The sequence below is a fragment of the Desulfosoma profundi genome (genome assembly GCF_055387865.1).
Genome location: NZ_AP042420.1, coordinates 861803 through 887749, shown reverse-complemented (window position 1 = coordinate 887749; position 25947 = coordinate 861803). Strand labels below are relative to the sequence as shown.

28 protein-coding genes, 1 tRNA gene and 1 pseudogene are annotated in these 25947 nt (G+C 56.1%); 19 read left to right on the top strand and 11 right to left on the bottom strand.

Features of this window, described 5'->3' with window-relative positions; genetic code table 11:
• Both ACZ5K9_RS03975 and ACZ5K9_RS03970 read right to left on the bottom strand, forming a co-directional pair.
• A complete protein-coding gene (locus ACZ5K9_RS03975) occupies nt 1-555 on the bottom strand; it encodes a DUF1638 domain-containing protein (protein ID WP_464273124.1) in 555 nt (184 codons plus the stop codon).
• An 11-nt stretch (nt 556-566) separates the two neighbouring features.
• On the bottom strand, nt 567-878 hold the full coding sequence (locus ACZ5K9_RS03970; protein ID WP_464273123.1) for a hypothetical protein: 312 nt from the start codon (nt 876-878) through the stop codon (nt 567-569).
• Nucleotides 879-991: 113 nt separating this feature from the next.
• On the opposite strand from ACZ5K9_RS03970, the gene ACZ5K9_RS03965 reads away from it, so the two are divergent.
• Nucleotides 992-1846, top strand: a complete 855-nt coding sequence (locus ACZ5K9_RS03965; RefSeq protein WP_464273122.1) for an RpnC/YadD family protein — start codon at nt 992-994, stop codon at nt 1844-1846.
• A 311-nt stretch (nt 1847-2157) separates the two neighbouring features.
• Nucleotides 2158-2607: a DUF2845 domain-containing protein gene (locus ACZ5K9_RS03960; protein ID WP_464273121.1), complete on the top strand. Its 450-nt coding sequence runs from the start codon at nt 2158-2160 to the stop codon at nt 2605-2607.
• A 465-nt stretch (nt 2608-3072) separates the two neighbouring features.
• On the opposite strand, the gene ACZ5K9_RS03955 is transcribed toward ACZ5K9_RS03960, so the two are convergent.
• Nucleotides 3073-3204, bottom strand: coding sequence for a hypothetical protein (locus ACZ5K9_RS03955; RefSeq protein WP_464273120.1), 132 nt, complete (start codon nt 3202-3204; stop codon nt 3073-3075).
• A gap of 1071 nt (nt 3205-4275) precedes the next feature.
• Here ACZ5K9_RS03955 and ACZ5K9_RS03950 point away from each other — a divergent pair.
• A complete protein-coding gene (locus tag ACZ5K9_RS03950; protein ID WP_464273993.1) occupies nt 4276-4608 on the top strand; it encodes a hypothetical protein in 333 nt (110 codons plus the stop codon).
• 135 nt (nt 4609-4743) lie between these two features.
• Here the strand turns inward: ACZ5K9_RS03950 and mtgA are convergent.
• Nucleotides 4744-5310 (bottom strand): annotated as a pseudogene (mtgA, locus tag ACZ5K9_RS03945) (monofunctional biosynthetic peptidoglycan transglycosylase); the annotation flags it as partial.
• A gap of 275 nt (nt 5311-5585) precedes the next feature.
• Between mtgA and ACZ5K9_RS03940 the strand changes: the two are divergent.
• The 5 genes from ACZ5K9_RS03940 to ACZ5K9_RS03920 all read left to right on the top strand — a co-directional run bounded on the left by ACZ5K9_RS03940 (nt 5586) and on the right by ACZ5K9_RS03920 (nt 8810).
• Nucleotides 5586-6056, top strand: a complete 471-nt coding sequence (locus ACZ5K9_RS03940; RefSeq protein WP_464273119.1) for a MucR family transcriptional regulator — start codon at nt 5586-5588, stop codon at nt 6054-6056.
• 41 nt (nt 6057-6097) lie between these two features.
• The gene (nth, locus tag ACZ5K9_RS03935; RefSeq protein ID WP_464273118.1) at nt 6098-6745 is read left to right on the top strand and encodes an endonuclease III; all 648 of its coding nucleotides are present in this window, start codon (nt 6098-6100) and stop codon (nt 6743-6745) included.
• A gap of 7 nt (nt 6746-6752) precedes the next feature.
• A complete protein-coding gene (locus ACZ5K9_RS03930; RefSeq protein ID WP_464273117.1) occupies nt 6753-7151 on the top strand; it encodes a (deoxy)nucleoside triphosphate pyrophosphohydrolase in 399 nt (132 codons plus the stop codon).
• 13 nt (nt 7152-7164) lie between these two features.
• The gene (locus ACZ5K9_RS03925; protein ID WP_464273116.1) at nt 7165-7602 is read left to right on the top strand and encodes a hypothetical protein; all 438 of its coding nucleotides are present in this window, start codon (nt 7165-7167) and stop codon (nt 7600-7602) included.
• A 542-nt stretch (nt 7603-8144) separates the two neighbouring features.
• Nucleotides 8145-8810, top strand: a complete 666-nt coding sequence (locus tag ACZ5K9_RS03920; protein WP_464273115.1) for a lysophospholipid acyltransferase family protein — start codon at nt 8145-8147, stop codon at nt 8808-8810.
• A gap of 69 nt (nt 8811-8879) precedes the next feature.
• On the opposite strand, the gene ACZ5K9_RS03915 is transcribed toward ACZ5K9_RS03920, so the two are convergent.
• A complete protein-coding gene (locus tag ACZ5K9_RS03915; RefSeq protein ID WP_464273114.1) occupies nt 8880-9173 on the bottom strand; it encodes a hypothetical protein in 294 nt (97 codons plus the stop codon).
• Nucleotides 9174-9291: 118 nt separating this feature from the next.
• Here ACZ5K9_RS03915 and ACZ5K9_RS03910 point away from each other — a divergent pair, with 118 nt between their 5' ends.
• The 3 genes from ACZ5K9_RS03910 to ACZ5K9_RS03900 are packed head-to-tail and all read left to right on the top strand — an operon-like array spanning nt 9292 to nt 10880.
• Nucleotides 9292-9900: a YkgJ family cysteine cluster protein gene (locus tag ACZ5K9_RS03910; protein WP_464273113.1), complete on the top strand. Its 609-nt coding sequence runs from the start codon at nt 9292-9294 to the stop codon at nt 9898-9900.
• Between the two features lie 2 nt (nt 9901-9902).
• On the top strand, nt 9903-10124 hold the full coding sequence (locus ACZ5K9_RS03905) for a hypothetical protein (protein ID WP_464273112.1): 222 nt from the start codon (nt 9903-9905) through the stop codon (nt 10122-10124).
• Between the two features lie 33 nt (nt 10125-10157).
• A complete protein-coding gene (locus ACZ5K9_RS03900) occupies nt 10158-10880 on the top strand; it encodes a hypothetical protein (protein ID WP_464273111.1) in 723 nt (240 codons plus the stop codon).
• Between the two features lie 27 nt (nt 10881-10907).
• Here ACZ5K9_RS03900 and ACZ5K9_RS03895 read toward each other — a convergent pair whose 3' ends face one another.
• Both ACZ5K9_RS03895 and ACZ5K9_RS03890 read right to left on the bottom strand, forming a co-directional pair.
• On the bottom strand, nt 10908-11768 hold the full coding sequence (locus tag ACZ5K9_RS03895) for an HDOD domain-containing protein (protein ID WP_464273110.1): 861 nt from the start codon (nt 11766-11768) through the stop codon (nt 10908-10910).
• 44 nt (nt 11769-11812) lie between these two features.
• A complete protein-coding gene (locus ACZ5K9_RS03890) occupies nt 11813-12292 on the bottom strand; it encodes a hypothetical protein (RefSeq protein ID WP_464273109.1) in 480 nt (159 codons plus the stop codon).
• A 175-nt stretch (nt 12293-12467) separates the two neighbouring features.
• On the opposite strand from ACZ5K9_RS03890, the gene ACZ5K9_RS03885 reads away from it, so the two are divergent.
• Nucleotides 12468-12830, top strand: a complete 363-nt coding sequence (locus tag ACZ5K9_RS03885) for a DVU0772 family protein (protein ID WP_464273108.1) — start codon at nt 12468-12470, stop codon at nt 12828-12830.
• 13 nt (nt 12831-12843) lie between these two features.
• Here ACZ5K9_RS03885 and ACZ5K9_RS03880 read toward each other — a convergent pair whose 3' ends face one another.
• Both ACZ5K9_RS03880 and ACZ5K9_RS03875 read right to left on the bottom strand, forming a co-directional pair.
• On the bottom strand, nt 12844-13707 hold the full coding sequence (locus ACZ5K9_RS03880) for an aldo/keto reductase (protein ID WP_464273107.1): 864 nt from the start codon (nt 13705-13707) through the stop codon (nt 12844-12846).
• 442 nt (nt 13708-14149) lie between these two features.
• On the bottom strand, nt 14150-14593 hold the full coding sequence (locus tag ACZ5K9_RS03875; RefSeq protein ID WP_464273106.1) for a helix-turn-helix domain-containing protein: 444 nt from the start codon (nt 14591-14593) through the stop codon (nt 14150-14152).
• A 170-nt stretch (nt 14594-14763) separates the two neighbouring features.
• Here ACZ5K9_RS03875 and ACZ5K9_RS03870 point away from each other — a divergent pair, with 170 nt between their 5' ends.
• From ACZ5K9_RS03870 to ACZ5K9_RS03860, 3 genes are read left to right on the top strand one after another with little or no spacing between them, the layout of a single operon-like run.
• Nucleotides 14764-15597, top strand: coding sequence for a CheR family methyltransferase (locus tag ACZ5K9_RS03870; protein WP_464273105.1), 834 nt, complete (start codon nt 14764-14766; stop codon nt 15595-15597).
• Nucleotides 15598-15605: 8 nt separating this feature from the next.
• Nucleotides 15606-19325 carry a response regulator gene (locus ACZ5K9_RS03865; protein WP_464273104.1) on the top strand — a complete coding sequence of 1240 codons (3720 nt, stop codon included), beginning with the start codon at nt 15606-15608 and terminating at the stop codon, nt 19323-19325.
• The gene (locus ACZ5K9_RS03860) at nt 19322-20236 is read left to right on the top strand and encodes a DUF1269 domain-containing protein (protein ID WP_464273103.1); all 915 of its coding nucleotides are present in this window, start codon (nt 19322-19324) and stop codon (nt 20234-20236) included. Before ACZ5K9_RS03865 ends, ACZ5K9_RS03860 begins: the two co-directional genes overlap by 4 nt.
• 672 nt (nt 20237-20908) lie before the next feature.
• Here the strand turns inward: ACZ5K9_RS03860 and ACZ5K9_RS03855 are convergent.
• A tRNA-Met gene (locus tag ACZ5K9_RS03855) sits at nt 20909-20985 on the bottom strand.
• 223 nt (nt 20986-21208) lie between these two features.
• Nucleotides 21209-21805: an imidazoleglycerol-phosphate dehydratase HisB gene (hisB, locus tag ACZ5K9_RS03850; protein ID WP_464273102.1), complete on the bottom strand. Its 597-nt coding sequence runs from the start codon at nt 21803-21805 to the stop codon at nt 21209-21211.
• A gap of 264 nt (nt 21806-22069) precedes the next feature.
• Between hisB and ACZ5K9_RS03845 the strand changes: the two genes are divergently transcribed.
• The 4 genes from ACZ5K9_RS03845 (at nt 22070) to ACZ5K9_RS03830 (ending at nt 25882) form a co-directional block, all read left to right on the top strand.
• Nucleotides 22070-22393 carry a carboxymuconolactone decarboxylase family protein gene (locus ACZ5K9_RS03845; protein WP_464273101.1) on the top strand — a complete coding sequence of 108 codons (324 nt, stop codon included), beginning with the start codon at nt 22070-22072 and terminating at the stop codon, nt 22391-22393.
• A gap of 44 nt (nt 22394-22437) precedes the next feature.
• A complete protein-coding gene (glgB, locus tag ACZ5K9_RS03840) occupies nt 22438-24357 on the top strand; it encodes a 1,4-alpha-glucan branching protein GlgB (RefSeq protein WP_464273100.1) in 1920 nt (639 codons plus the stop codon).
• An 88-nt stretch (nt 24358-24445) separates the two neighbouring features.
• A complete protein-coding gene (locus ACZ5K9_RS03835; RefSeq protein WP_464273099.1) occupies nt 24446-25408 on the top strand; it encodes a sulfite exporter TauE/SafE family protein in 963 nt (320 codons plus the stop codon).
• A gap of 51 nt (nt 25409-25459) precedes the next feature.
• Entirely contained in the window at nt 25460-25882 is a 423-nt protein-coding gene (locus tag ACZ5K9_RS03830; protein WP_464273098.1) for a DUF1634 domain-containing protein, read from the top strand.
• Nucleotides 25883-25947: the final 65 nt, after the last annotated feature.

The following is a 25947-nucleotide window of genomic DNA, read 5'->3' as shown; positions in this document are numbered from 1 at the left end:
TTATCCGATGAACTGCCGAAGGCGAGTACAGAACTCCCTTATATCCACCGGTTCGACCGTCAGCGGCACCTGAACCAGATCGAAGAAAGAGAGGATTTCTTCCTCACTGAGAGGATTGAGTCCTGCGTCCAGTACGAGGATCTGGTCATAACGTCCCAGTTGGATACGCGTTTCCACCACATCCCAGCCCAAGGCGGCCATGAGGCTCGGCCAAGTGCGCACCCAGGCCGGAGTCATGAGCATGGTGCGGTCCTTTTCCAGCTCACGCGCTCTCGGGCCAACCATCCATTCCAGGCAATTGCGATAAGGAGCCAACTCCATGCCGTTTTCTTCGGCAATCCGTTTGAGCTCGGGATGGCATCCTGTGCCGAAAAGAAGATACGGCGGACCGCCTTCGGGCAAAATCTCGTGAAGTCCACGGCAGATGCCTTCCTCCAGGCGACCCAAGTCCGCATGGAGAGCCGCCTCCACCCAATGGATGGTCACATCGCTTCGATCGCCAAGGCAAGCTCGCAACTCATCCTCGAAAATCCGGCATGCCACGAGGGCTTTCATTTCTCCCCCCTTCACATCGCCCGCTCAGAGCGCAGCCGGTTTTGAATCTCCTTTCCCACCTTGTGGGCCCGCTCCCAGACGGTGGTTTGATCTTCCACACGGCGGAACTTGTCCGGCGTGATACGGGCATCTTGGCCGAAGATCCAGGGAATGGCACTCATGGAGCACGTTTCGCCATATCCGCATACCATGCATTCCGGATTGCCGACAATCTTCAACGTTTCCAGAACCTCCATGCCTTCCAGGCGCAAGGCATGGGTGAGTTGACCAGCGGCTTCGTCCAAGCCGGGGGCGCCTCGTCCGATGCCCGTGACCACCGCCACGGCCAGCTTTCCCCTGTTCAGCCCATTCACCAACCCCGGGGAGGCTCATCTTCCACCCACCTCCAGATTATGCTAATCTTCATGCATCCGAAAACAGACCCCAGGGGAAAGCCATGGGAAGCTATGATGCTGCGGTGAAGGTCATCTTGGGCCACTGCCGGCAGGCCGCCCTGGAATATTTCCTGGGCCTCCAGGTGGAGGGATCCGAGATCCTCGAATTGCCCCAGGAAACCGCCACTTTTAGGCGGAGCGATTTTCCCATCAGGGTCCGGACTTCCGATGGCCGGGTATTCGTGGTGCTCCTGGAGGTGCAGAGCCGTTGGGAGCATGACCTTCCCCTGAGGCTTCTGGAATACGACGCACGCTATCGGCTCAAGACGGGGTTATCGGTACTTCCCGCCGTCTTGCTCCTCACTCCCAGCAGGGCCGTGGTGGAGAAGTTCGAAGATGGGGGACTTCGGTATGCGTTTCGGGTCATTTCCCTTGCGGCCATGGATGCCAGGGAGGTCTTGGAAAAAGGCGATCCCTGTCTTTTCCCTTTTGTGGCTCTCATGAAGGGGGGAGTTGAGGTATTTGATGAGGCTGAGCGGTCCCTTACAGATGCGCTGCCGGCCGGACCTGAAAGGGCGGATCTCTTAACCTGTATGGCCTTGTTGTCGGGGTTGGTGTCAAGGGAGTTGCCTCAAAGGCTTTTGAGCAGGAGGAAGGATATCATGATGGAGTCAGTGGCCTACGAGATGATCAAAAAAGAAGGCTACGAGGAAGGGCTGCAGCAAGGCTTGCAGCAAGGCATGCTGGCGAATGCCCGGGAGATGGTGCTGGAGGCACTGGCGGAACGTTTCGGGCTGATTCCCCGGGATCTGGAAGAGCGGATCATGGCCATCGATTCGCGTAGGCAGATCAAGGAATTACTGCGGCACGCCCTGCGGGCTCAATCGCTCGATGAGTTCCAAAAGGTCCTCAACTGACCTTGAACTCTGGCTTCCTCATTGCTCCTACGGCACCGGATCCCCAACCACCTCAGACCCGGGGCCGCTGGCACGCCCAAACCACCCCATTCCGGGCGTACACCCAGGATTTAAGAATACCCTGGCTTTTCAGGCGGCACCCCTCCAGTAAAATGGACACACGATAGGTTTACGATACGGAAACGTGGGAGGTGTCCACGAGTCTGAAGAACTGAAGCGGCTTTTTTTAATATGGCAGCCGCGGCACGCCGACGACGGCAGACATTGCGCCAGGAGCTCACATTTTTCGGCCTTTGGGAGTGCGGGGGCTCATGTTACAACTCTTCCGTCTGCTGGAAGCTCGGTTCAAGGAAGATGGAGCGGCTTTCCATGAGTCAATCTCCAATCCCGACGGATCTTGGGCATCCCTGGGGAGGTCGCCCCGGAAAGATCGGCGGCGGCTCCCGGTATTCCTCCTTGGTCTCATGGTATGTGTGTTTTTCGGGACCTTTGCCGCCGGAGCGCAAGATTCCCTGTTCGCCCTTCGCTGCTCGGGCCGACTGGTCCGGATCGGTGACTTCAAGGTGGATGCGCTGGCCAAGTGCGGCCCTCCGCACTATGAGCAGTTCGTCGGGGACCGCAAGATCCGAACCCGTTTTGGCCACGACAAGCTGATTATGGAAGACTGGATCTACAACTTCGGTCCCACCGCTTTCATCCATATTCTTCGCTTCGAGCGAGGTCGGCTGGTGGAGATCCTTCGGGGCGAAAGGGGATATTAGGATCCGGCCTGAAAACGCTGGAGGCGAGCACATTTTTCCTGGCGCATCCCTTCAGGGACGCGCAAGGACCCCCGGAGGTCGCCTGGGCCGCCGGGTTCGGCCTTGCCATTTCCTGATGTTCCCATGACCCCTTTCGGCGGGGCTGGAGCCCCGCCGCCTCGAAGGAAATGGAAGTTTCCCTGCATGTTGAGCCGTAAAACCAGACTCGGAAAAGCTCGATCCAACGCCGTTTCGCCCGATCCGCTCAGGTTCTCAAAAAAGCCGGCGGTCGGAGACCCCCGGCTGATCGGTTTGCGTGCGGGTTGGGCTGTCAATTGTCGCCCGTAAAGGGGCCACCGATTGTCGAAAAGGCTCGACGGAGGAACAGCTTTGAGGAGGCTTGGAGTTAGCGAACGTTTCCTCAAGCAACTCGCTCAGTTCTCCCACCGAGGGCAACTCCTTTTCCAAAAGTCCTTGTTTTTCCGCTTATCTCCGATAGTGGGCCACCGTCTTTCGGTTCATCTTCAATTGCCGTGCGATCGCACGGTCACTTTCCCGTTTCTGAATTCGGTGCAACAGTTCCCGGGTATCCACGGTCGTTTTCCTCCGCTTGCCCATAGGCTGCTCCTCTCACTCGTAGCTGAGAGGAAACCATGCCCGATTTGGAGGAACCGTACTAACATCTCACTGGACCACTTCGGCCGACAACGACCGGACCACCTCGGGCGAAAATCAGTGGACCACATCGGCCGAAAACCCGTGGACCAGTTTGGCTGACATCTACTGGACCATTATCGGCCGAAAGATGACACTTTAGGCGGATCGGCATTTAATATCTTGTGCATCATGGGGCGAAACGGAGTCCCGGCCCGTTTTTCGCCCGTCCGCATCTGGCCAAGCGGAAGACCGTGATCCAGGAGCTGATGTATTCGGCGGGGCGTGTGATCCGAAGCGGCCGTCGGCTCAAGCTCCAGTTTGGTCGGCATTGTCCCGCTTTTCATGCTTTTCTGAGCGTTTATTTCAAATTTTGCCCAGCGTAGGGATCGCCGCCGGAAAAACGCGAAAGCTCCCTTTTATCGTTCTGCCCAAAGACATCTATGGCTGTATTGCCTACGTCGGAGTGCCCCACGTGATCGCCCCCATACCTGGCTGCGCCCTGATCCAATGGACCGCAGCGACTCCGGGCAGGCCCGGGAGCCTGACCCTACGGTATCGCGGCCTTAGGCGAGCATCAATTCCAAATCATGACCACAAGAGAACAGAGCAATGGCGGCGATCGGATGGATTCAGGAAAAGATCTCAAGGTGCGTTCCTCGGTACTGAAACTGCGTGTTCACCCCCTTCCCGAAAGTCCCGCAAGCGGCGAGTCTTTAAGAGCTCTCAGCGCGAAATACGCACCCACTTCGTGATCGTCTGAAGCGGGAATGCACATTCTTTTCGACGTGCTTAGATTACACTCAAAGAGGTGTCCGTGTCCGATGGATACTCAGGAGTTTAAAATTATGGCGGGTGGACGTCGAGGGATTGAAGTAGGGGAGGTCGGGTTTGTCAGAATTTGAAACAAGGGTTGTCGGGCACGGGCCGACACGGTGAAACCCAGGTGAAGCTCGTCGACGAGGATCACGAGCATCGCACACATTAGGCTTTCTGGGTGGAGTTGATTCGCAGCAGAAAGTCGAGGAGGGTGTCATGGAAAACAATAAAACAGTGCTTCCGACGGTGGATCAAGGAGGATGTCCCACCCCCGTAGATTCCTCAGGCCGGCCGTACACTTGCAAAGAGCGGTCCTCGGTGTTGACGTATCGCGAACAGGAGGTGATGCAGAAAATCCTGGAGGTGAAAAGAGAAGCGGACACCATCAAGAACCGTCTGCAGGCGATGCGGGAGGGCGAAGGTGGAGACGCGGAGACGATAGCATTCTGGGAGAGTCGGCTCCACGAACTGAGGGAACTCCGAGAACGATTGGAGCAAGAGAGAGAAGAGGCGGTGAAGGAGCGGATGCGCCTCTTGGGACATTCTTAAAGCGCGCGGGATTTGACCGTCTTTTTTGGATCTCTTGGGGTGCCAAAAGGATTCCACCATGGGAACGCCCCCAAGGAGATCCATCTGACGAAGGATCCAGGCAGCCCTTTTCTCGACATACCGCGAGGGCCGTGCGGCGGAAAACCTTTTGGGGTTAGGGAGCACCGCCGCCAAAAGAGCGGCTTGTCTTTTGCTCAGCTTTTCAGGACTTGTTTGGAAAAACAGCCGTGCCGCAGCCCCGACCCCAAAAACCCGCGGTCCCATCTGGGCGGTGTTGATGTAAACTTCCAAGATTCTTTTTTTGGGCCAGAGCGATTCCATGAAAACAGTAACGAAGGCCTCCAGCACTTTGCGCATGAAGCTCCGTGCAGGCCAAAGAAAAAGATTTTTTGCCGTTTGTTGAGAAATAGTGCTGGCACCGCGCAGTCTCCCACCTCGTTCATGATCCTCCCATGCCTTTTTGATGGCACCGAAGTCGAAGCCAAAATGTTCGAGAAAGGATTGATCTTCGGCCGCGATGACTGCCAAGGCCATGTGCGCAGGTATATGCGCAGCCGGTACCCACTCGTAATGCAGGGTGTTCTCAGGGCTTTTTTCATTCGGGAGGTTGAATTTCTCCAGAATCATAAAAAGGGTTATCGGAGGTGGGACCCATCGGAAGATGAGGATCAATCCGATGATGGCGGCTGACCACAGAAACATGATGGCAACCAAAATGCGGATCGTTTTGCGGACCATAGAGTTATCGCACAAAGGAGACAAGGGTTTCTTTCCACAACAAAAAAACGCCACGGAACACTTCACCCATAAGACGCCCCTTGCCTTTTTCTGTGAGTGGGAGTGGAAGCCTACGGGGTTCACAAATATCGCATCCCAAGAAGATTAGCAAAGAAAACTCTTGTTGAGTTCTTAGAATTTAGTTATTTACGGACGAAAGAGCGAGTTTATAAACCTTAGGAACAATGGAGGTGATGCGCATGGGCAAAAGGCTTTTGGAAATGTGTGTTCAAATAGTGGAGGCCCAAGCTTCTGCCGGGATGATGACCACCGAAGAGATTGAAGAGTCTTTGAGAAAAATCTATAGGGTGCTCCAGGAGCTGGATGGTCTGGAAGAGAGCGCCCCGGCGGTCGAAGCGATCCCTCAAGTGGGTGCAATGAAAATCCCGGCGAAGCAGCCCGTAGTCGGCAAAGGCCCGTATGAATCCATCGGCGAGCACAGTGTCGTGTGCTTGGAGTGCGGGGCGCAATTCCGTCAAATTACGGCGAACCATTTGAGAAGTCACGGATTGACCCCTAGGGAATACAAGAAAAAATGGGGATTTCGACTGAAGGACTCTCTAGCGGCGAAGGTGGTGACCCGATCGCGTAGTGAAGCGGCCAAGGTGAGGGGAATCCCCGAAAATTTGAAGGCATATCAGGAACAAAGGCGGAAGCAGAAGTCGTCCTAGGCCCTTGTTGTGCAACGCCGGGACCGAGGAGACATGATCCCATGCCGGACCCGAAGCCTGTGCAAAAGATTCTCTCCCGGTTGGCGGAACTCTACCCTGAGGCTCCCCTGGCCTTGGTTTTCCGAAACCCTTTCGAGCTCTTGATCGCGGTGATTCTCTCGGCCCAGTGTACAGACGAACGGGTTAATCAGGTCACCCGGACGCTTTTCCAAAGGTGCCCGACTCCGGCAGCCCTCGCTCTGGAACCTTTGGAAAACCTAGAGGAGATTGTTCGGCCTACCGGCTATTATAGAAACAAAGCTAAGGCCATCAAGGCGTGTGCCGAGCAGCTGGCTCAAAAATACGGGGGAGAGGTTCCCAAGACGATGGAAGTCTTGGTGCAGCTCCCAGGAGTGGGGCGAAAAACGGCGGCCATGGTTTTGGGAAATGCCTACGGTCTCCAGGAGGGTATTGCGGTGGACACCCACGTCCTGCGGGTATCCCAGCGGTTGGGGATCGCTCAGGGAAAGACGGCAGAAGCTGTGGAAGAGCAACTGATGGAACTGGTTCCCCGGGAAAAATGGACGTGGTTCAGCAATGCTCTCATCTTACACGGACGCAAGGTCTGCACGGCCCGGAAGCCTGCATGCCCTCGGTGCGGCCTTGCAAATCTGTGCGCGTTTGCCATTCATGGGGGACAGGGGAATTGATGCGCGCATGGGCAGTAAGACGGTCACCGCAGCGATCTTAGAACAGGATGGGTGTGTCCTTCTGGCCCAGAGGCCGGAATCTGATCCTCTGGCGTATTTGTGGGAGTTTCCTGGAGGAAAGGTCGAGCATGGGGAGACGCCGCAGGAGTGCCTCCGCCGAGAGATGGAGGAAGAGCTCGGCATCCACGTGGAGGTTCTCTCCTTTTTTGGGGAGAGTCATTACCGATACGACCACGGCGAGATTCAGCTCAAGGCGTATCGGGTGCGGTGGGTGTCCGGCCAAATCCGACCCACAGCCCATGCGGATGTCCGATGGGTACCGCTAGACCACTTGGATCGTTATCCCGTGGCGCCGGCGGATCGCCCATTGGTGCGTCTGCTTGCCGCCGAACAAACAGAGTCCTGAAAGGAAGCCTGCCATGTGTTTGCATCAAAAACGCCCATGTGAATGCGGCCGGGAAGAGGCCTACATTTTTCACCGGGACAGCATCCTCCCGGAAGAGGTCCTCGTGCATCTTTACTGTCCCCGGTGCTCGGCTTCGGCCCAATGGGACGACCGATGCATGGTCAAAGACTGCGGCTGGATTTTAGAATACGACATGGAAGCCGCCCGCTTTTACCTCGCACGAAGACTCGGACGGAGCGACTATTCGCCCAATGAGATCTTTGACGAAGATTATTGTAGCTGGTATGGGCTCACGCCCAAAGATTTGGAGGCCAGCGCAAGGCTTCATGAGGAATTGGAACCACTCAAGCGTAGCGACCTGAGAGAATACATCCACCAGATCACACGACGCCGCCAAGAACAGGCCCTAGCCCTTAAAATTGAGGGGTGGCGTAAAGCCTCACGTACGTAATCCGTTCGCCCACCTGAGGAAGATGTCACGCACCATGCGGATACCAGGCCGATGAGATAAACCTCGATCCGTGGGATTCCGTGATTACAATGCCATTTTTGTCGCTGCTATCATCTCATACATAAATCTCCTCTGTGCGATGGGGCGTGCTGTCGCATTTTCACCCTCCAGGTGCTTCGATTCAGATGTCTGAAGCCCAGGTCGTCTCGTTTCATGGATTCAGGTTTATCGTTATGCCAAGTACCGTTCACGCAATTGGTGCCATTGCGGGGGCGACCTCCCGTGGTCGCCCTGACACCGGGCACGACCTCGTCCCAATGGACCGCAGCGATTCAGGGCAGGCGCGGGGCCCTGCACCGACATCACGGGGCCCGAAGTTGGGCATTCACCCAAAACCATCACTACAAAAGAACATCCAAATGGCGGGGACCGCACGGATCAGGATAAAGAAAGTTTAAGATCCGCACCGACTTCGCCGAAGAGAAATAAAGAAGAACTCTTCTCACACGAGGTGGCATGCCGCCTCAGGGGAGGTGCGGACAATGAATCCTTATCAACTGGCCGTATGGAAAATGGTGCGTCCCCCGTACCGGCTGATCCTGGCGCCCCAGGTGAGCGGTCTGGAGAATGTGGATACGGCCTTATCTTACGCCGAACAATCTCAAAGGGGGCTTCTTCTCATCGCCAACCACATCTGCGCTTGGGATCCGCTCTTTATTTGTAGTGTCCTCGATTTGCACATCGTGCAGCGGTTTGGGGATCTGAGCTTCCTTGGCAAAAAAGAACTGTTCGATCGTCCTTGGAAGCGGTGGGTCGTATCGCGTCTGGGATGCGTGAATATCCGGGAACGAGCGGTGGTGCGTCGGGTGATTCAAGGGCTTCGGGAAGGTCGAGTGTATTTTCTGTTCCCTGAAGGATGCGTCTCGTGCGACGGACGGATGGGCAGAGATTTGGGGGCGTTACGTTTTTTTGCCAGACACAGCTCTTTTGTCGTGCTCCCCATTCGCGTCCAGGGCATTTGGGGTGGATTTCGAAAGGATTGGAAAAACATCGCGACTTTTCGGCGTCGCTACCGTGTGGCCTTTGGCAGACCGGTCCTCGTGGAAAAAGGGGATCATTTGCATCTCGACGCCATGGCTTTGATTCGTGATGTTACTTTTTCCTCTCAAGGCGCCGTTTCCAGGGTTCCTTCATGGGTTGCCTCCTGAATGAGCCACTGCGGAAGCGGGCAGCCGACTTCTCCAAATTCTTCCCGCCGGCCGTGAGGCGCTCCCATGTTAAGGGGAACGCAAAGGCCTGCCGTGTGTGGGCGGAGGCAGGATGCCCGTTCGACCACCTTGCCTTTGCCTTAGGGTTTCTTCCTTACTTTTCATATATTGGTCAAGCACGTATTCGAGACCATAGGCCAGGGCGCCGACACACAGCAAAACGATCAACACACGGCGCATGAGCACGCCAAAGTGGATTTTCTCTCGCAAGCGCTTTGCCCACCGAAAAGGAGCCAGTCCAAGGGCTCCCAAAAGAATCACCAGGGGCAGCACGACCTTGAAAAGAAGAAGCTTTGTGAACACGACCGTTCCTCCGGATCTCCATTCTAAAAGCTTGCGCCGAAAACCGTGTTGACCATAACATGTATTCACGGCTGAAGCAGCCAGGACATTCAATGAAACTTCTGCCGAAAGAATCCCCATGATGATGAAGCGAGCCTCACCCAACCAATGCTTGGAAGAGAGATTCCTGGAGTTGGACAGCTTCTATGAGTCTTTCCAAAAGGCCGCCGAACCTTTTGTGGCTCAGGCGGTATGCCGCTCCGGCTGTGCCGATTGCTGCACGAACGTGGGCGAGATCTGCGCCACGACTCTGGAGACCTTGCGCATCAAAAGCACCATCGAATCGATGCCGCTTTTTGAAGCCGCCGTCCTTCGCCAAAGGATTGCGGAAAACAGAGCGCGAAAAAAGCAGAGCCTCCTTCTGCCATGTCCATTTCTTGACCCGTCGAAGCTATGCACTATTTATCCTGTGCGTCCTTTCAGTTGCCGGCGCCTGTATTCCCTGAAACCCTGCGGGGACATGGGTCCCGTGGTGCACAGAGAATTCTGGAGTTTGGCGGAGCACTTCACACGCATCCTTCAGACGCTCGACCCTCTAGGATATTCGGGTCATGTGACGTACGTCCTAGGACTTTTCGAGGAAGCGTCGTTTGTGGAAGCTTATCTTTCGCATCGGCCTTGTCCTCAACCACTCCGGGGGGTAATTCGGGACTACGAACTGCTGGCCCACACATCGACGTGGAGTTAAACATGGCATGGCACGCCATTATCTATTGGAAAAGCCTTGGTCCCGGTCCTTTGGGGTGGCATTGGCGTCTCGCCAATGCGGAACTGGGCGTAGAGGAAAAAGCATCGGCGGATTCCGCGGAACAGGCGATGATGGCGATCCATTCGGCCTTAAGACGCTACGGGATCGATCCCAAAACTGTTCAGGTGGAAGTTTGGGACGAGGGCGTGTGGGAAAAGTGTTGATCTCCAACGGCCGGCTCGTATGGCGGAAAGACCATGAGTTTCTTCTGTTATCTCACCGTGGCGCAATGTTGCCTGCTCGCTGCGGACAACAAAAAGCACGTGCTGACGAGAAGAGCCGATAGGCAGGGATTTGTCCGAACGGAGCATGTGACGGTTTCTAATGCCCGAAAAATCCACGCCCTGGGTGCTGGCTGGTGGATGACCGGTGTGGGACTGGGCGAATTTCTCGCAAGGGTGCAAGATCGGGTGCGGAACCTCTTGAATGGGGCTGGCGACGGTGAAGAGCCTTCTACCGTCATTTTGACCCATCTTCAGCCCCATTGGTTGAAGGCCCAGTATGATGATGTTGTCAACCTTTTGACATGCGGTTTGCCCTCCGGGAAGGAGGACCTCGGCGTGTTTGAACGCCGACAGGAAATGCTTTTTGCGGGTTTCGATGGTGCGTCCCGACCTGTAGTGTTGAGAGCCGGGAGTGCTGAGGAGTTTTTTTTCCGGTGCTGGGCTGGTCCAGGGAGCCTGGGTTTCAGCGGAGACGATGGAACCTATAGTCCCGAAGTGACCCAGGAAATCCAACGTTTTCTTTATGGTGTCCTTACCGAACTTTCCCAAGGGCCTGTGTCAGAGATTGGACGGCGGGCGTGGGACCTGATGCCTCCGCTTTTTCGTTGGATGGCCCGCGGCTTTCCGGAAAACCTTTCTGCAAATGGCGACCTTGTTTGCATTACTCCGACGTCGAACCAGTGGTTTCTCTTTTGATCTGTAGGCGGTAGCGCGTCAGGGCCGTCACGGAGTCAAGAAACTGCGGGCATCTTCCATAGCTTCGATGATCCTGACAAGATAGGTGTCCAAGCGTTCCTGCGTGATCCCGAGTTTTTCAAGGACTTGATCGGAGTCGGGCTGCAGGAAATCACCGGCGCTCACCCCAATCCCGACGCTGTGCACGATACGGTTGGCTGCGTAAAGGATGGCGGCGACATCCTGGTAATTTTTAGCTTCCGCGGGATTATGGTGGAATCGGATCCCGGTTTGGACTTCTGGTGGGAAGTTCCACCGGTGGGCGATCAGGGCGCCGAGGTCCTGATGGTTGATGCCGATGACTTCTCGTTCAGCTTCCAGAAATGTGATGCGTCGTTCCTTGACCAGCACGTACATGGTATCGAAGTAATCTGGCACCTGTCGATCCAGGACCGTTTTACCGATATCGTGGAGCAACCCGGCGGTGTAGATGGTGAGCACACGCTGGCGTTGCAAATCCTCGGCGATGATCTGAGAGAGCAGGGCTGTGGCCACCGAATGGGCCCATAGCTCACCTTCTCGCAGATCGTAGGCGCGTAACTGCCCCCGAAAATAATGGGCCGAGCAGGCCATGAGAACGATTTGCACGAGTTGCCGTTGCCCCAAAACGATAATGGCATCGCGTAAGGAGCGAATCTTGTATCGCCGGGCAAAAAAGGGCGATCGTGCAATGGCGAGGACGCGCGCTGTGATGGCCTGATCGTAGCGGATCACTGCCTCGATCTCCGCAATGGGTGCCATGGACCGGAGGAGCGGGACGACGCGTGTGACCACCTTGGGAAACGGGGGCAGCCGATCCACCGCGCGAAGGATCTCGTCCAGAGCGGGTTTGGTGACGATGGTGGCCATGGTGAGTGGTGTACTCCTCTGTTCCATTCAAGCTCTTAGGCAACTTAAAGGGGCGGCAGAAGGTGGAAATCCCTGGCGTAGCGGATGTAGTCCACGCTCTCCAGCTGTTCGAGCACCTGTTGAATTTCTGAAGGGTCATCCACAAGATCCCGGGCTTTCTGCAACAGATGGATGGCGGCCTGAAGGTAGATCCCCGCTTTGGTGCGGCGCACCTCATGGTCTGCCCCGATCCAGATGGTGAAGGACTTGTCATCCTGTTCCACCGTGAAGCTGCCCACACCCTTGGCGAACCGCCCGAGAGCCTGAAGGACGCCGACGACTTTTTTGTGCGTCTGCGCATCGACCACGCCTTCCATATCGATGCGGAATTTCCCCGTGCGCGGATCGAACTCCACCACGGGAACAGCATCCGATTCATCAAAGGAACGGGCCGTCTCCTTGAGGAAACGAAGGGGCGGGCCGAGCTCTTTGTCTCGGGAAGCATCCAAAATCACGGAACCGTAATAAGATGCATAAACCTCCATCGATGATTTCTCCCCGACTCTTTTTTCGGAAGATTCCCCAAAAAACGTAAAAAGTTTTTTTCGAAACAGTTGCCCGGACCCCTTGGTCGGAGCTGAGGGCGTCCTTAAGATAGCTGCAAGGACGTCGATGAAATGAGAACTTTTGCTTCGCAACCTTTTTGGACGTGGTGCCCATATGATGAGTGGAGATGATCTGAAAACTCGGCGAGATCTTTTGGATGAAATCGACTGGGACATGACGCCGGAACGGGCTGTAGAAACCTATCTTGAGTGGGGCACGGGATGGTCCCGTAGAGGACAGGCAGCCACGGTACCCGGGCAGGAGTCCGTTTATTTCGTCGTGTACGCGTGGGAAGAGCCTCCCCAAGCGACCTTGGTGCGGCGTAACGCCCAAGGCATGGAAGAGGTGGCCAAAATCCCAGTGCCTGCGCAGATGGTCCAGGACATCGTAGAGCGCGAAGGCCGAAAGCCCGGAGTGGGGGTCTACGCCCTGAGCGAGGATCTGAAGCAATGGCTTAAGGACCGCTTGGGCCTTTAGGTCCAGCATGGATTCAGAACGTCCCCCGGTAGAAGGCAAGCCTTTTCACGTACGGACGAAAGACCTTCAATATGGCGTTTTGTTCTTCGGTGGTCATGGGATGAAAACCCCGAGCGCAGGACGCCACGGTTCGCACGTGATCCGGGGTGTGGCAACCGACGACCACTAAGGTCACTGGCTGCGACAGGGCGAAACGGATCAGGGACTGTGCGTCAATGCCGGCATCAGGCGCGAGATACTGCCCCGCTCCCAAAACTTTCATGCCGATGACGGCGAGACCTTTATCAAGGGCGGAAGGAAGAGTCTCGTCAAGGAAACCGCCCAGGAGGACCTCCACCGGATTGACGGGAAGGAGAACGGCGTCCAGAGGCCAACGCTTTACAGCTTCCGTGAGGACTTCTGGGGCGTGATGCCCCGTGACGCCGATGAAGCGCGTCATTCCTGCGGCCTTCGCTTCCAAGAAGGCGTGCAATGCTCCCCCTGGCTTTTCCAAAGCGTCGATCTCCCGCATGGTTCGCACATCGTGGATTTGCCAAAGGTCCAGACGTGAAATCCCCAGTCTGCGAAAAGTTCGCTCCAGATCGCGCAGAGCTCCATCTCGGGTGCGTTCTGCGGATTTGCCGGCCTGGAAAATGCCTTCACGGAAGTTGGGATTCTTTTTCCACACCGATCCATAATAGTCTTCGCTCCCCGCATAGGCTGGGGCGGTGTCGTAATACAGCAAGCCTTCCTTTAGGGCCGCGTGGATAACCGCCTCCGCGGCATTGGTCTGATGATGGGTGCGAAGAATGCCTTCCCCCCCGAGGCCCACCCGTGTGACGGGAAGACCCGTTTTCCCGAATATGACGCGATCCAAAGCTTCAGATGATGAATCCACCGCGTTGTTCCTCCATTCGGTAAAAAAAGCGAATCCGGCAGATGCTGCGTCGCCGAGGGCGAAAAGATGACTTCATCGAGGACGCAGATCTCCCCTTTCTCGGCTTTGAGCACGTCCTTGGAGTTCGGAAGTCCTCAGGGCAAAGGAGGTGCCGTCCTTCAAGGGTTAAGGCCGCCCCTGGTGTCTGCGCCGGGTTTTTAGATCAAAAAAAAGACCAGACGGCGGGGCTGTACCGTCTGGCCTTTTTCGAGGAGGAAAGAGTTGGTTTCTTTCGAGACCTTTGCATAAGCAAGGTGTGTGCCACCATGACCGTGCCGATGCGCGCCAGCCCCATGCTTGATTTTCCGCACCCTTGATCCCGATACCCAATCCCTCGCCACTTTTTATTTCGCCATAATCACGCCATATCGGCCATAATCACGCCATTTTTCACGTCATCTTTTTAGCGGCGACGAAGGCGTTGCCACCACGGTTTTTTTAAATAAGCGAGTTCCGCTTCCAATCGACCGATGTGATGCTCTTTTTCTAAAAGTAAGGCGTTTTTTTCTTCGGCTTCCGCCCGGTAGAACTCCAAAAGTTGGCTTTGATAACGCAGCCGCCCCAGTTCTTGGAGGAGCGCATCGTATTGGCCGGCGGGCACGGAGATCACATTTTCCCGAGCCGGTTCCGGCGCTGCTGCAGTTCTGATGTCGGCAGCGGCGGCATTTACCGTGGATGTCTTTCTTTTCTTCTCCTCAAGCAAGGCTTTAACTTCGTGGGCTGGGATGAAAACCCTCTTGCCCTGCCGGATCGATTCCATCTTACCCGTCCGTTCCAGGTATTCTTCCAGAGTATCCGGGGAAACGCCGAGGGCCTGGGCTGCGGTGCGGACGGTCATGCGTGCCATGCGATTCCCTCCTGGTCCAGAAGATCCCTTATTGAAACATCACTAGCACAAAACCCATCTGGTCCCAAGTGGTTGTTTGCCTTCCCCCTGGTGTCGTGTTCTATTGCATTCAGAGCATTTTTTTAAGAGACTCGTGCCTAGAGCGGCGTGGCCCTACAGAAGGAGCTTCCATGGCGGATGATGGCTTTCGAGCGTTGATGGATCACCTCCAAGTATGCCATGGGCTTCAGATGTCTGGCATCGGTCGACACGTGTTGGAACGGCGGTGTCGTGAAAGAGCGCAGCGCGTGGGCTGTTCCACCTTTTACGAGTATGTGCAGTATCTGGAAGCCTCTCCCACGGAAACCGAAGCCCTTTTGAATATTGTCTTGGTCAAAGAAACGCGTTTTTATCGAGAACCTTTAACCTACGCGATGTTGCAAGATCGAATCTTTCCGGAGATGGTCCGAAACCGCGCGGGCGGGGAGGAACATTTCCTGCGCCTTTGGTCGGTGGGATGCGCGACGGGCGAAGAGCCATACACTTTGGCTTTGCTCGCATTGGATGCGGCCGAAAGACACTGCGAAGATTTGCACGTTCACGTGCTTGCAACCGACAGAGACGGAGAGGCTTTGAAGACAGCTCGTGCGGGGGTTTATGCACATGAGCAGCTGAGGGATCTTCCCTTCCGGCTGGTAGAGCGTTTTCTTCAATGCGAGGGCTGTAGTTATCGAGTCGTGCCCGAGCTGCGCCGCGTGGTGCGTTACGTGGAACACGATCTGCTTTATGACGAGCCCGCCGTTCCTCTTGAGGCCATATTTAAAGATTTTGACCTGATTTCGTGCCAGAATATGCTCATGTATTACGATGGTAAAGCCCAGGAAACAATGGTCCGACGGCTCCACGGAGCTTTAGAGATGGGCGGTCTGTTGGTTCTCGGAGCGGCGGAGAGTCTGCCCCAGCCGATGCAGTGGGCGTTTCAGAGACTCGACGGATGGTCTGCGGTGTATCGTCGGGTGGCGTAGGAGCCAATATGGGTTTTTTTCGTAAAGCACGGCTGAAAAACCGGCTGCTGTTTGGATTTATCGTCATCGGATGGTTTCCGGTGGCCCTGGCTTGCCTCCACGTCTATCGGCATGAGGTGGACCGACGTCAAAATGAACGGCTCGCCCTGATGTGGGAGGTGCATGCGCGCCGTGCGGCTGCCGTGGGTCGGTGGGTGGGGGCGATGGATCGGTTTTTTGATCTCGTCACATTCCAGTCGGAATCGTTGATGGGCGGGCAACCGGTGGGCATAGTGCAGCTCTTGAACTGGCAGGTGCATTCCATGATGAATGCAGGGGCCGCATGGCTTGTGATAGGTCAGCGGATTCAGAGTTTGGAAGGCCTTGATGGTTTATCCTCGCCGCAGAGGACCATTCCCGAAAATGTGCTTTCTGAGGTCCAAACTTTAAAGACAAGAGCTATTGGCCAGCTGCACATACCGGCCGCAGGCGCCCCTGTGGACATTTTTTCTTCTGTGCCTCTCTACGGCGGTTCGGAGCACACCGTTCCGTTCGGCCACTTGATTTTGCGAAACGTGGCAAGAGATCCTTTTCGCGAGATGACGTCCGGCACCAACTCGTCCGCTTTGCCTTTTCATTCCTATGTGAAAAGCGGTGACCAATATTATGACCTGACGAACGAAACAGTTCTCCGATTTCCGTGGGACCCGAAGCCGACGCACGCCGTTGGCGATCGCGTGCGATTCGATCCCGTCGGGCCTTTTTCAGAGGGAAGCACCCTTCGTGGTGATTTCTGGGCTGCGGAAAGCGATGTCCAGGGAACAGCGTGGAAGCTGGTGACGCTGTTTCCACTGGCCGGCATGGATCAAGATCTGTTGTCTTTGAAGCATCGCTTGCTCTTCTTGGCCGTCATGAGCGGCCTTGGATTTGTGAGCATTGCAGTTTTCCTGAGTCTTTGGGTTACGGTCCCCCTCAACGCATTGCGGACCGTTACGGCCGAAATGGTCGGCGGGAATGTCTCGGTGAGTTATGACGCCGTGAAATTCGATGAGTTCAAGGAGCTGGCGCACTCTTTAGACACGGCAGTCCGATCTTTGGCGGAGCGTTTGGAGATGCAGCGCCTCGTCGCCAGCATCCATGAGACCATGGTTGGGGCAGCCGACTTGAGAAGTTTCGCAGAAACCTTGTTGCTGCGCCTCATGGATGTGACTGGAGCGGAATTTGGAGCCGGGTACCTCTTGGATTCGGACGCGGGTCTGTTTCGCCCGGCATGCAGTGTGGGCATGCGCGGTGAGGCTCTGGTTCCCTTTGCCGCCCTGACCAGTGAAGGGGAATTCGGTCGCGCACTGGTTTCGGGGCAATTGGTGCACCTCAGGGACGCTCCACCAGAGACACGCTACATTTACCGAGCGGTAGCCGGGGACATGATTCCCAGGGAAATTTTGACGATGCCCCTCAAGGGAGACGGCGAGATCACCGTCGTTTTTTCCCTTGCGTCGCTAGGATCTTTTCCGGCGGACAGAATCCGGGTTTTGGAAGAAGTGCGCCACGCCATGGATACGGCCTGCGCTCGCTTTTGGGCGTTGGAGCATATCGGACACATGAACCGAGAGATTTCTCGGAAGAACGCCCAGCTTCAGGAACAAAAAGAGAGACTGGAAGTCCAAGCCGTAGAACTCGAAATGCAGGCTGAGGAACTCCGGGAACAAAACGCGGCTTTGGAAATCAAGCAACGGGAGCTGGACGAGGCCAATCGGCTGAAAGATGAATTTTTGGCCACCGTAAGCCACGAGCTGCGGACGCCATTGCATTCCATATTGGCCGTATCCAGACTCTTGCAATCGGAAGAATCCGACCAGCCGAAATCCCGCCGGGATGAATATCTGGGGATCATTGAAAAGAACGGCACCGTGCTGCTGGATTTAATTAATGACATCTTGGATTTGTCGAAAATCGAGGCCGATCGTTTGGAGGTGTTTCCCGAACCTGTAGACCTCACATCTTTGGTCCGCAACCTCGCCGAAAACGTAAAACCGTTGGTGGAGAAAAAGGGCTTGATCTGGCAGAGCCGTGTCGAAGAGGGCATTCCTCGGGTGTGCACGGACCGCGGAAGGCTTTACCAAATCCTGCAAAACCTCGCCAGCAATGCCATCAAGTTTACAGAACGGGGCGAGGTGTCCTTGCATGTGCGGCGCCGAGGGGAGGAAGTGGAGTTTTCGGTTGAAGATACGGGGGTCGGCATTCCCGAGTCCGCTTTGCCTCATATCTTCGAAAGTTTCCGACAAGTGAACGGAACGTTGGCACGCCGTCATGAAGGCACCGGATTGGGGCTGGCCATTTCGAAAAAGCTTGCCGAACGTCTGGGAGGACGGATATGGGCAGAGAGTTGCCTGGGGAAAGGTTCGGTCTTTCATGTGAGCATTCCCTTAGTCTGGAAGGGAAGTGGGCCCATCCGGGGGAGGGCGCCTTCAGACGAGGCCCGTTCAAGTCGGCCGGACAAGGTGGTCGTGGTGGACGATGACCCGGAGGTCTTGAAGACCGTAAGGTCATGGTTGGAAACTGAGGGCTTTCAGGTGGAAACCTTCACGACTTTAGGGGATGCTCTGGAACACTGTGAAAAAGAGCCTCCGTCGGTGATCTTCACAGACATCGTTCTCCCTGACGGGGACGGGTACCAAGTCGTGTGCCGCCGGACCCAATCCGAAGCGCTCAAGAGGGTTCCTGTGGTGATCATGTCTGCGGCGCGGGACGGCGGGACAGCCCGGGCGATGGGTGCCGACGGCTTCGTGGGGAAGCCGCTAAGTCGTGAACGTGTTTTATACCACGTAGACTGTCTCTTGCGGCTGAAAACCTTGCCCTTCAATCCGTCGTCCAAGCGGATTCTGGTAGTGGAGGATGATGAAGCGGCCCGTTTGCAGATTCAGGCCGTCCTGGAGGGGGCGGGCTACCGAACGGTGGCGGCGACCACCGGCCAAAAGGCTTTAAAATGGGTGGCTCAAGAACGGCCCGATGGCGTGATATTGGATCTGAAACTGCCCGACGTCGACGGCCTGGCCGTCCTGGAAAGCCTTCGGCTCCAGAAGCACACGCGCGAAATCCCCGTCCTTGTTTTTACGGCGCGGGAACTCACCAAAGATGAAATTGGGCGGATAGAGGCGAATCACATTTTTCAGCTCGTGACCAAAGGGGACATCCGACGAAGGGAACTGGTGCGCCGTGTGGATGCCATGCTGCGGGACCAGCCCTTGGCCGAGCAGTTTTTAGACGGCGGAGACAAACCGAGGAAGACACCCTTTAGTCCGGAACAAAGCTCTCAGGAATTGCCCTCATCTGTGGCGGAGACGGAGTGTCAACGTCCACGTGTGCTCATTGTGGAAGACCATCCGGACAATCGCAGACTCATCATGGACTACCTGGAGACGGAATTCGAGCTTCAGGAGGCGCCCGACGGTCAAGAGGGACTTCGTCTGATCCACGAATGGAGACCGGATGCCGTTCTTCTGGATATTTCGCTGCCCGGCATCGATGGTTTTGAAGTGGCTCGACGCGTTCAGGCGGACCCCACCACATGCCACATTCCCGTAATCGCCATGACGGCCCATGCGATGGAAGGCGATCAGGAAAAAATCCTCAAGAAGGGATTTACGGGTTACGTGGCGAAGCCTTTCCGGCTTGAAGTGTTGCGCAAGACACTCCTCTCTGTTCTGGCGGCGCAGACCATGAGACGCCGAGAAGGAAATCGGCCGTGAATGATTTTAGGGCACGATTCAAGAAGGTTTTGGGAGTTGAGATTTCTTCCTGCTACGAGGCCTTGCTGGCCCATCACCATCAGCACTTGTCTTCGGACCCCCTGTCCGAGGCCGGCTGGATTCCAGGCATAGGCAATGCGGACTTCGCCGTGGGCACAACGCAGACCTTTCGGAACCTGTTTCCCAAGTTTCCCAAGGACTGGGTGATCATCGGCACGGAGGGCAAGCGCACGATTGAAAAAATCGGGGAATCCATCGATGTGTACGTGGCTTTGGATATGAGGGATGACGGCGTCTACCTCATAGACTCCCTAGGGAAATCCTGGAAAGCGGCAGACCATTTCCGCGACTGGTTGGCTCACAAATTAGCTCGGGCTTTGTGGGAGCGGACTCATCAGAGTCACCTTTTCGTGATCGGAGACCCCAGAGAGGCCGTGATTCAGAGTTTGCGGGAAGCGCTTGTGGCCTGGCATCGAAAAGGCATGGTGCATCTCGAAGGGATGCTCGTGCTCCATCGGGACCCTGAGGGACGGCTTTCCATCAGACATGTGGAGCATGTGGGCGTGAAAGAAACCGCCGTGGGCGGTATCGCCGGGCTATTGGTGGGGTCCTTGTTGCTGCATCCTGTGATTGGTGCCGCTTTGGGGACACTGACGGGTGCCGCCGCAGGCCCCCGTTTCAGCCTATCCCATGTGGGGATTGATGACGAATTTGTCAAACAGCTCGCCTGTGCGGTTCTTCCTGGGACGTGGGCCCTGGTGGTGGTTCTTCGCCATCCCAAGATCCAAGAAATGATCGAAACTTTGAAGAAACTCGGAGGCACGGTGCTGGTCAGCTCCCTCAGCAAGAGGGGCGAGGAACGCCTCCGAGCTGCCTTGGCCGCCACGAACGGGGAGCCGCCAACCCCATGATTCGGGAGCCCTCCCCCGACCGGCCAAGACCGTTCGCGTGGCTCGGGGGGCTTTTGTGCTTCAGGCACGCGACATTCATCGTAAAAAAAGAAGGTCGGTTTTGCCCCTGGTGGCCTTGACGCCGGCGTGCCGGGAACGCAGATGAGTCGGGACTAAAGGCAAATTTCAGAAAGAAATAGCGTAAGGCGGTGGGGAAAAGTCTGTGGGCGAGGTGCGCCATGGGGTGCCGATGGAAGTGGTTCGGGTTTCTCTCTTCCTTTTTTCCGAAATGTTTTCCATGTGGGCGCTGGCTTCTTGGGGTCGCCCGAAGGGAAACCCTTCACCATGGGGGGACGCTTCGGCCCTTTCGAGAGGCCGAGGAGTTCCGAAGAACGTATAGACAATGGATTGCCTGAACGGGAAGGTTGGGAACACCCTGATCCCCAGAGCCCGAAGGCTATTCTGGGCTGATGATGGAATCTTGGCATCCGTTGTGCCACACCGAGGGGGATCAATGGGGAGTTTGTGGAGGGGCTGGCACCGAATTCGACCAATCTCGCGATGTGAGTTTAGGGTTTGGATGCTCCCCTGAGGAGACCAAGCAGCTCGATCATGAGACCACCGGTCAGAGGCACCTTTTCGGGATCGCAAAAGAAAAAGGACCTCGGCCTTTGGGCCGGGTCCCTCAGTGGCTGGTAGCGGGGGGAGGATTTGAACCTCCGACCTTCGGGTTATGAGCCCGACGAGCTACCGAGCTGCTCCACCCCGCGTCAACGAGCGCTTCTGTATAGCCCATGGTACGTCGGAAGTCAAGGGGCGCAGGGCGCCATGATCCGGGGTGGAGCAATTTCTGGCTGGCGCCGCGGGAAAGGCTTCCGGATTCGAGGGCAGCTTGTCCACGGGCGGAGGTGGCTTCAAGCCGTGGAACCATCTTGGCTTGGACGTCGATCCGAAGCCGCCGGTCGAGGACTCATGGAAAACGCTCTGCTGGTTTTATAAGACGCCCTTGGAACTGGGGACGCCGGCTTGGCGTGGATCTACCCGGACGGCCTCATCCAAAGCTCGGCCGAAAGCTTTAAAGACGGCCTCGAGGATGTGGTGCGTGTTGTCGCCATGAGGAACGAGGATATGCGCTGTAATTCCGCCATGTTGGCACAAGGCCCTGAAAAATTCCGGCACCAATTCGGTCTCGAAGGCTCCAACCCGTTCGGCCAAGGCGGGCACGCGATACGTGAGATAGGGGCGGTTGGAGAGGTCCAGGCTCACTTGCGCCAACGCCTCATCCATGGGCACGAAGGCCGTCCCGTATCGACGGATGCCCCTTCGGTCCCCCAGGGCCTTGGACAGCGCCTGGCCAAGGCAGATCCCCACGTCTTCCACCGTATGGTGTCCGTCCACCTCCAAATCTCCCTGGGCTCGGAGGGTGAGGTCGAACAACCCGTGGACGGCCCATAGAGTGAGCATATGGTCGAAAAAGGCAAGGCCGGTATCCACTTCGGCGGTTCCTGTGCCGTCGAGAACGATCTTGACGGCAATGGCGGTTTCGCGCGTCTTGCGCTCCACCGTTCCGAGGCGAAATCCAGTATCCATGGCAGTTCCTCGGTGGGGTGCAGTTATCGCCGCTCCCGTCTTTAAATGCTCAGCTTGTCTGCGGCATGGCGACTTTACTTTCGTCGTCTATATAGACAGTTTTCGTTGACCTGTAAACGGCACTGCGGTCTTGCCCAGCCCTTGGCTTGTCAGAAACCCATAGGCACGGTAAGGTGAGACTCGATCGGGCTCCCGGAGAGATCCACGAGTCGTGCCCGGGTCTTCCTTACCAATGGATCCCACAAGACTAAAGGAGGAACGACAATGGCCGAAGAAAAGTTGCCGCGTTGGTATGTTGGGATTCGAGAAAAGCATCCCGGTGTTATGGCTGCCTTGGATGAATTGGGCGTCGCGGTCCGCCGGGAAGGGCCCATCGATCACAAGACGGCCCATCTCGTCCAATTGGCGGCTGCAGCGGCCATTCGTTCAGAGGGTGCCGTGCACAGCCACACGCGTCGAGCGCTACGGGCGGGGGCTACCCCGGAAGAGATCGTCCATGCCCTGGTGCTCTTGATCAGTACCATCGGATTTCCCTCCGTATCGGCCGCTCTGAGTTGGGCGTACGACGAGCTCGAGAAGCAATCCTGAAGGATGAGGCGCATCCAGCCACGTGAGCAGACGGGATTGAGGACATGAGCGAAACCCAATGGCGCTTTTTCAGCGACTTCGATGTGTATCTGTGGAAGCAAGGCAGCTATTATCGCTCTTGGGAGAAGATGGGAGCCCATCCATGTCGCATGGACGGCAGGGACGGCACCCATTTTGCCGTGTGGGCGCCGAATGCGGAAAAGGTCGCCGTGGTCGGGGATTTTAACGGATGGAATGAAAGCGCCAATCTTTTGGAACCCTTCGGCGACACCGGCATTTGGAGAGGGTTTATCCCTGAAATTGGTGTGGGCACCCTCTACAAGTACGCCATCACCTCCCGGGTCAACGGGTATAAAGTCCAAAAGGCCGACCCTTACGCGTTCTATGCGGAAAAGCGTCCCGGGACGGCATCCGTCGTCTGGGATCTTTCCGGGTACGCCTGGCAGGATAAGGAATGGATGCAATCGCGCAAGAAGCGCAACACCCGGACCTCTCCCATGGCCATCTACGAAGTCCATTTAGGTTCGTGGATGCGATCGGCCGAAGAGGGCAACCGCTGGCTGACCTATCGCGAACTCGCGCCACGCCTCGCGGCTTACGCGCAACAGATGGGCTTCACCCATGTGGAACTCCTGCCCGTAACGGAACATCCCTTTGACGGATCGTGGGGTTATCAAACCACTGGATATTTTGCTCCGACAAGCCGTTTCGGCACGCCCCAGGATTTTATGTTTTTCGTGGACACTCTACACCAGCATGGCCTGGGGGTGATCGTGGATTGGGTCCCGGCACATTTTCCGACGGACGAGCATGGCTTGGGCTACTTTGACGGGACGCATCTCTACGAACATGCTGACCCGAGGCAAGGTTTTCACACCGACTGGAAGTCGTTCATCTACAATTACGGACGTCATGAGGTGGTGAACTTCCTCCTTTCCAGCGCCTTATTCTGGCTCGAAATCTATCATGTGGACGGCCTGCGCGTGGATGCCGTGGCCTCGATGCTCTACCTCGACTACTCCCGCCGCGACGGGGAATGGATTCCCAACCAATACGGCGGCAACGAGAACCTGGAAGCCATCGCCTTGCTGCGCCGTTTTAACGAGATCGTCTATCGGGAACATCCCGATGCGATGACCATTGCAGAAGAATCCACCGCATGGCCCATGGTGTCCAGGCCCACCTATCTTGGGGGCCTTGGGTTCGGCTTCAAATGGAACATGGGCTGGATGCACGACACTCTGCTCTACATATCCAAGGATCCCGTCCACCGCAAGTATCATCACAATCTTTTAACATTTAGCCTCCTCTATGCGTTTTCCGAGAATTTTATTCTGCCCTTTTCCCATGACGAAGTGGTCCACGGGAAAGCCTCCATGCTGGCCAAGATGCCGGGGGATCTCTGGCAGAAGTTTGCGAATCTGCGACTCCTCTACGGCTATATGTACGGCCATCCGGGAAAGAAGCTGCTGTTCATGGGAAGCGAATTCGGCCAGTGGAACGAATGGAATCATGACGGGCAGTTGGATTGGGCTTTGCTGGAACACGATACCCACAGAGGGCTTCAGCAGTGGGTGAGGGATCTCAACCGGTTTCTGTGCATGGAACCGGCTCTCTATGAATTGGACAACGAGCCCCAGGGTTTTGAGTGGATCGATTGCAACGACAGTGATCAGAGCACCCTGGTCTTCCTCAGGCGAGGCAAAAAGGAAGAGGACGTTGTCGTGTGTGCTTTGAATTTTACACCTGTGCCTCGGTTTCCCTACCGCATTGGGGTGCCTTTTGGAGGATTTTGGAAAGAGGTACTCAACAGCGATGCCTCTGTTTACGGTGGAAGCGGCCAGGGCAATTTGGGCGGCGTCCTGGCCGAAGCGGTTCCCCATCATGGCAGGCCGTATTCCCTGGCTATCAATTTGCCTCCTCTGGCGGCGGTGTTCTTTCAACCGAGGGAAAATTTTCTTTGACTCTCGGGGATTAACTGTTTAGGATGCGGCCGCTTTGTGTAATCATTCACGATCTTAGCGCGAATTAAGATCATATGGGGGGTATGGCATGATGGGGCATGTGCGCGATCGGATGGCTAAACTTTTTTGGATAGTCTGTGCCGGCGTTGTCGCGAGCCCGGCATGGGCTTTCGCCGCCGAAGCCCAGGCGTCGATGCCGCAGGCTAACAAGCCATGGTGGTTGTGGCCCATTGTTCTGCTGATCTTTTGTTTTATTCTCGGCATTATCGCAGTTTTGGCCGGCGTAGGCGGCGGTGTGTTGTATGTGCCTTTGGTCAGTGGCTTTTTTCCGTTTCATTTAGACTTTGTCAGGGGCGCCGGCTTACTGGTGGCGCTGGCCGGTGCCTTGGCCGCCGGTCCAGGTCTGTTGAGGCGTAATTTGGCCAACTTACGTTTGGCCTTGCCCGTGGCCTTGATCGCCTCGACCTGTGCCATCGCGGGAGCTTTTCTCGGGTTGGCCTTGCCCACAAACGTTGTCCAAATCTGTCTGGGTGCCACCATTGTTTTCATCTCAATTCTTCTGGCGACGTCGAAGAACGTCGAGCGCCCCCAGGTGAAAATGCAAGACGCTGTTGGGCGCGCTCTGGGAATGTCCGGAGTGTATTACGAAGAATCCACGCACGAAGTGGTGGAATGGAAGACACATCGGACGGTGCCGGGACTCATTCTGTTCATTCTCATCGGGATCATGGCTGGTATGTTCGGCCTCGGGGCAGGATGGGCCAACGTGCCGGTATTGAACCTTCTCATGGGAGCGCCCTTGAAGGTCGCCGTGGGAACGAGCAAGTTCCTCCTTTCCATTACAGACACCTCGGCCGCGTGGGTTTACCTCAACCAAGGCTGCGTCATCCCGCTCATGGCCATCCCGTCTATCGTCGGACTCATGCTGGGTTCGTTCGTTGGGGTGCGCATCTTGGCCGTGGCCAAGCCGAAAATTATCCGATATCTGGTCATTGGCGTCCTCCTGTTTTCTGGGCTTAAGGCGCTATTGAAAGGCTTGGGTATCGGATAGCGGTCTGCAGAACCGACAGACCTACGGGCGAAAGAGAAAGAGAGGTTGACGATGGCCACGAGAGAGAGTTCCAAAGCATCTCCCGAACAACTGTTGTATGCCGACCTGTTGTTTTATGGCTGTTGGGCCGGCATTTTCATTATGATCGTGACATACGTGATTTACGTTCTGGGTTTGCTCAGCCCACACATTCCTATGGATCAACTGCCCCAGTTGTGGCGTCTTCCGGTTGGGGAATTCCTCCAAAAAAGCGGGGCACCCCAAGGCTGGGGGTGGGCCCTTTTGCTGGGCAGAGGGGATTACCTGAACTTTTTGGGAATCGCCTTGCTTGGGGCAATGACCATCATTGGATTTATCACCCTCATCCCTGCCTATGTGCGTAAGAGAGACATCCCTTTTCTCATTATCGTGATCGTAGAGGTCGTGGCCCTTCTCTTGGCAGCTTCGGGTATCCTCGGGGCCGGTGCGCACTAGAGTAGGATATCCGACGGTGTTCGCAAGGGCTAGAGTTGTTCCTCTTCAGCGCGACGAGGGCACGG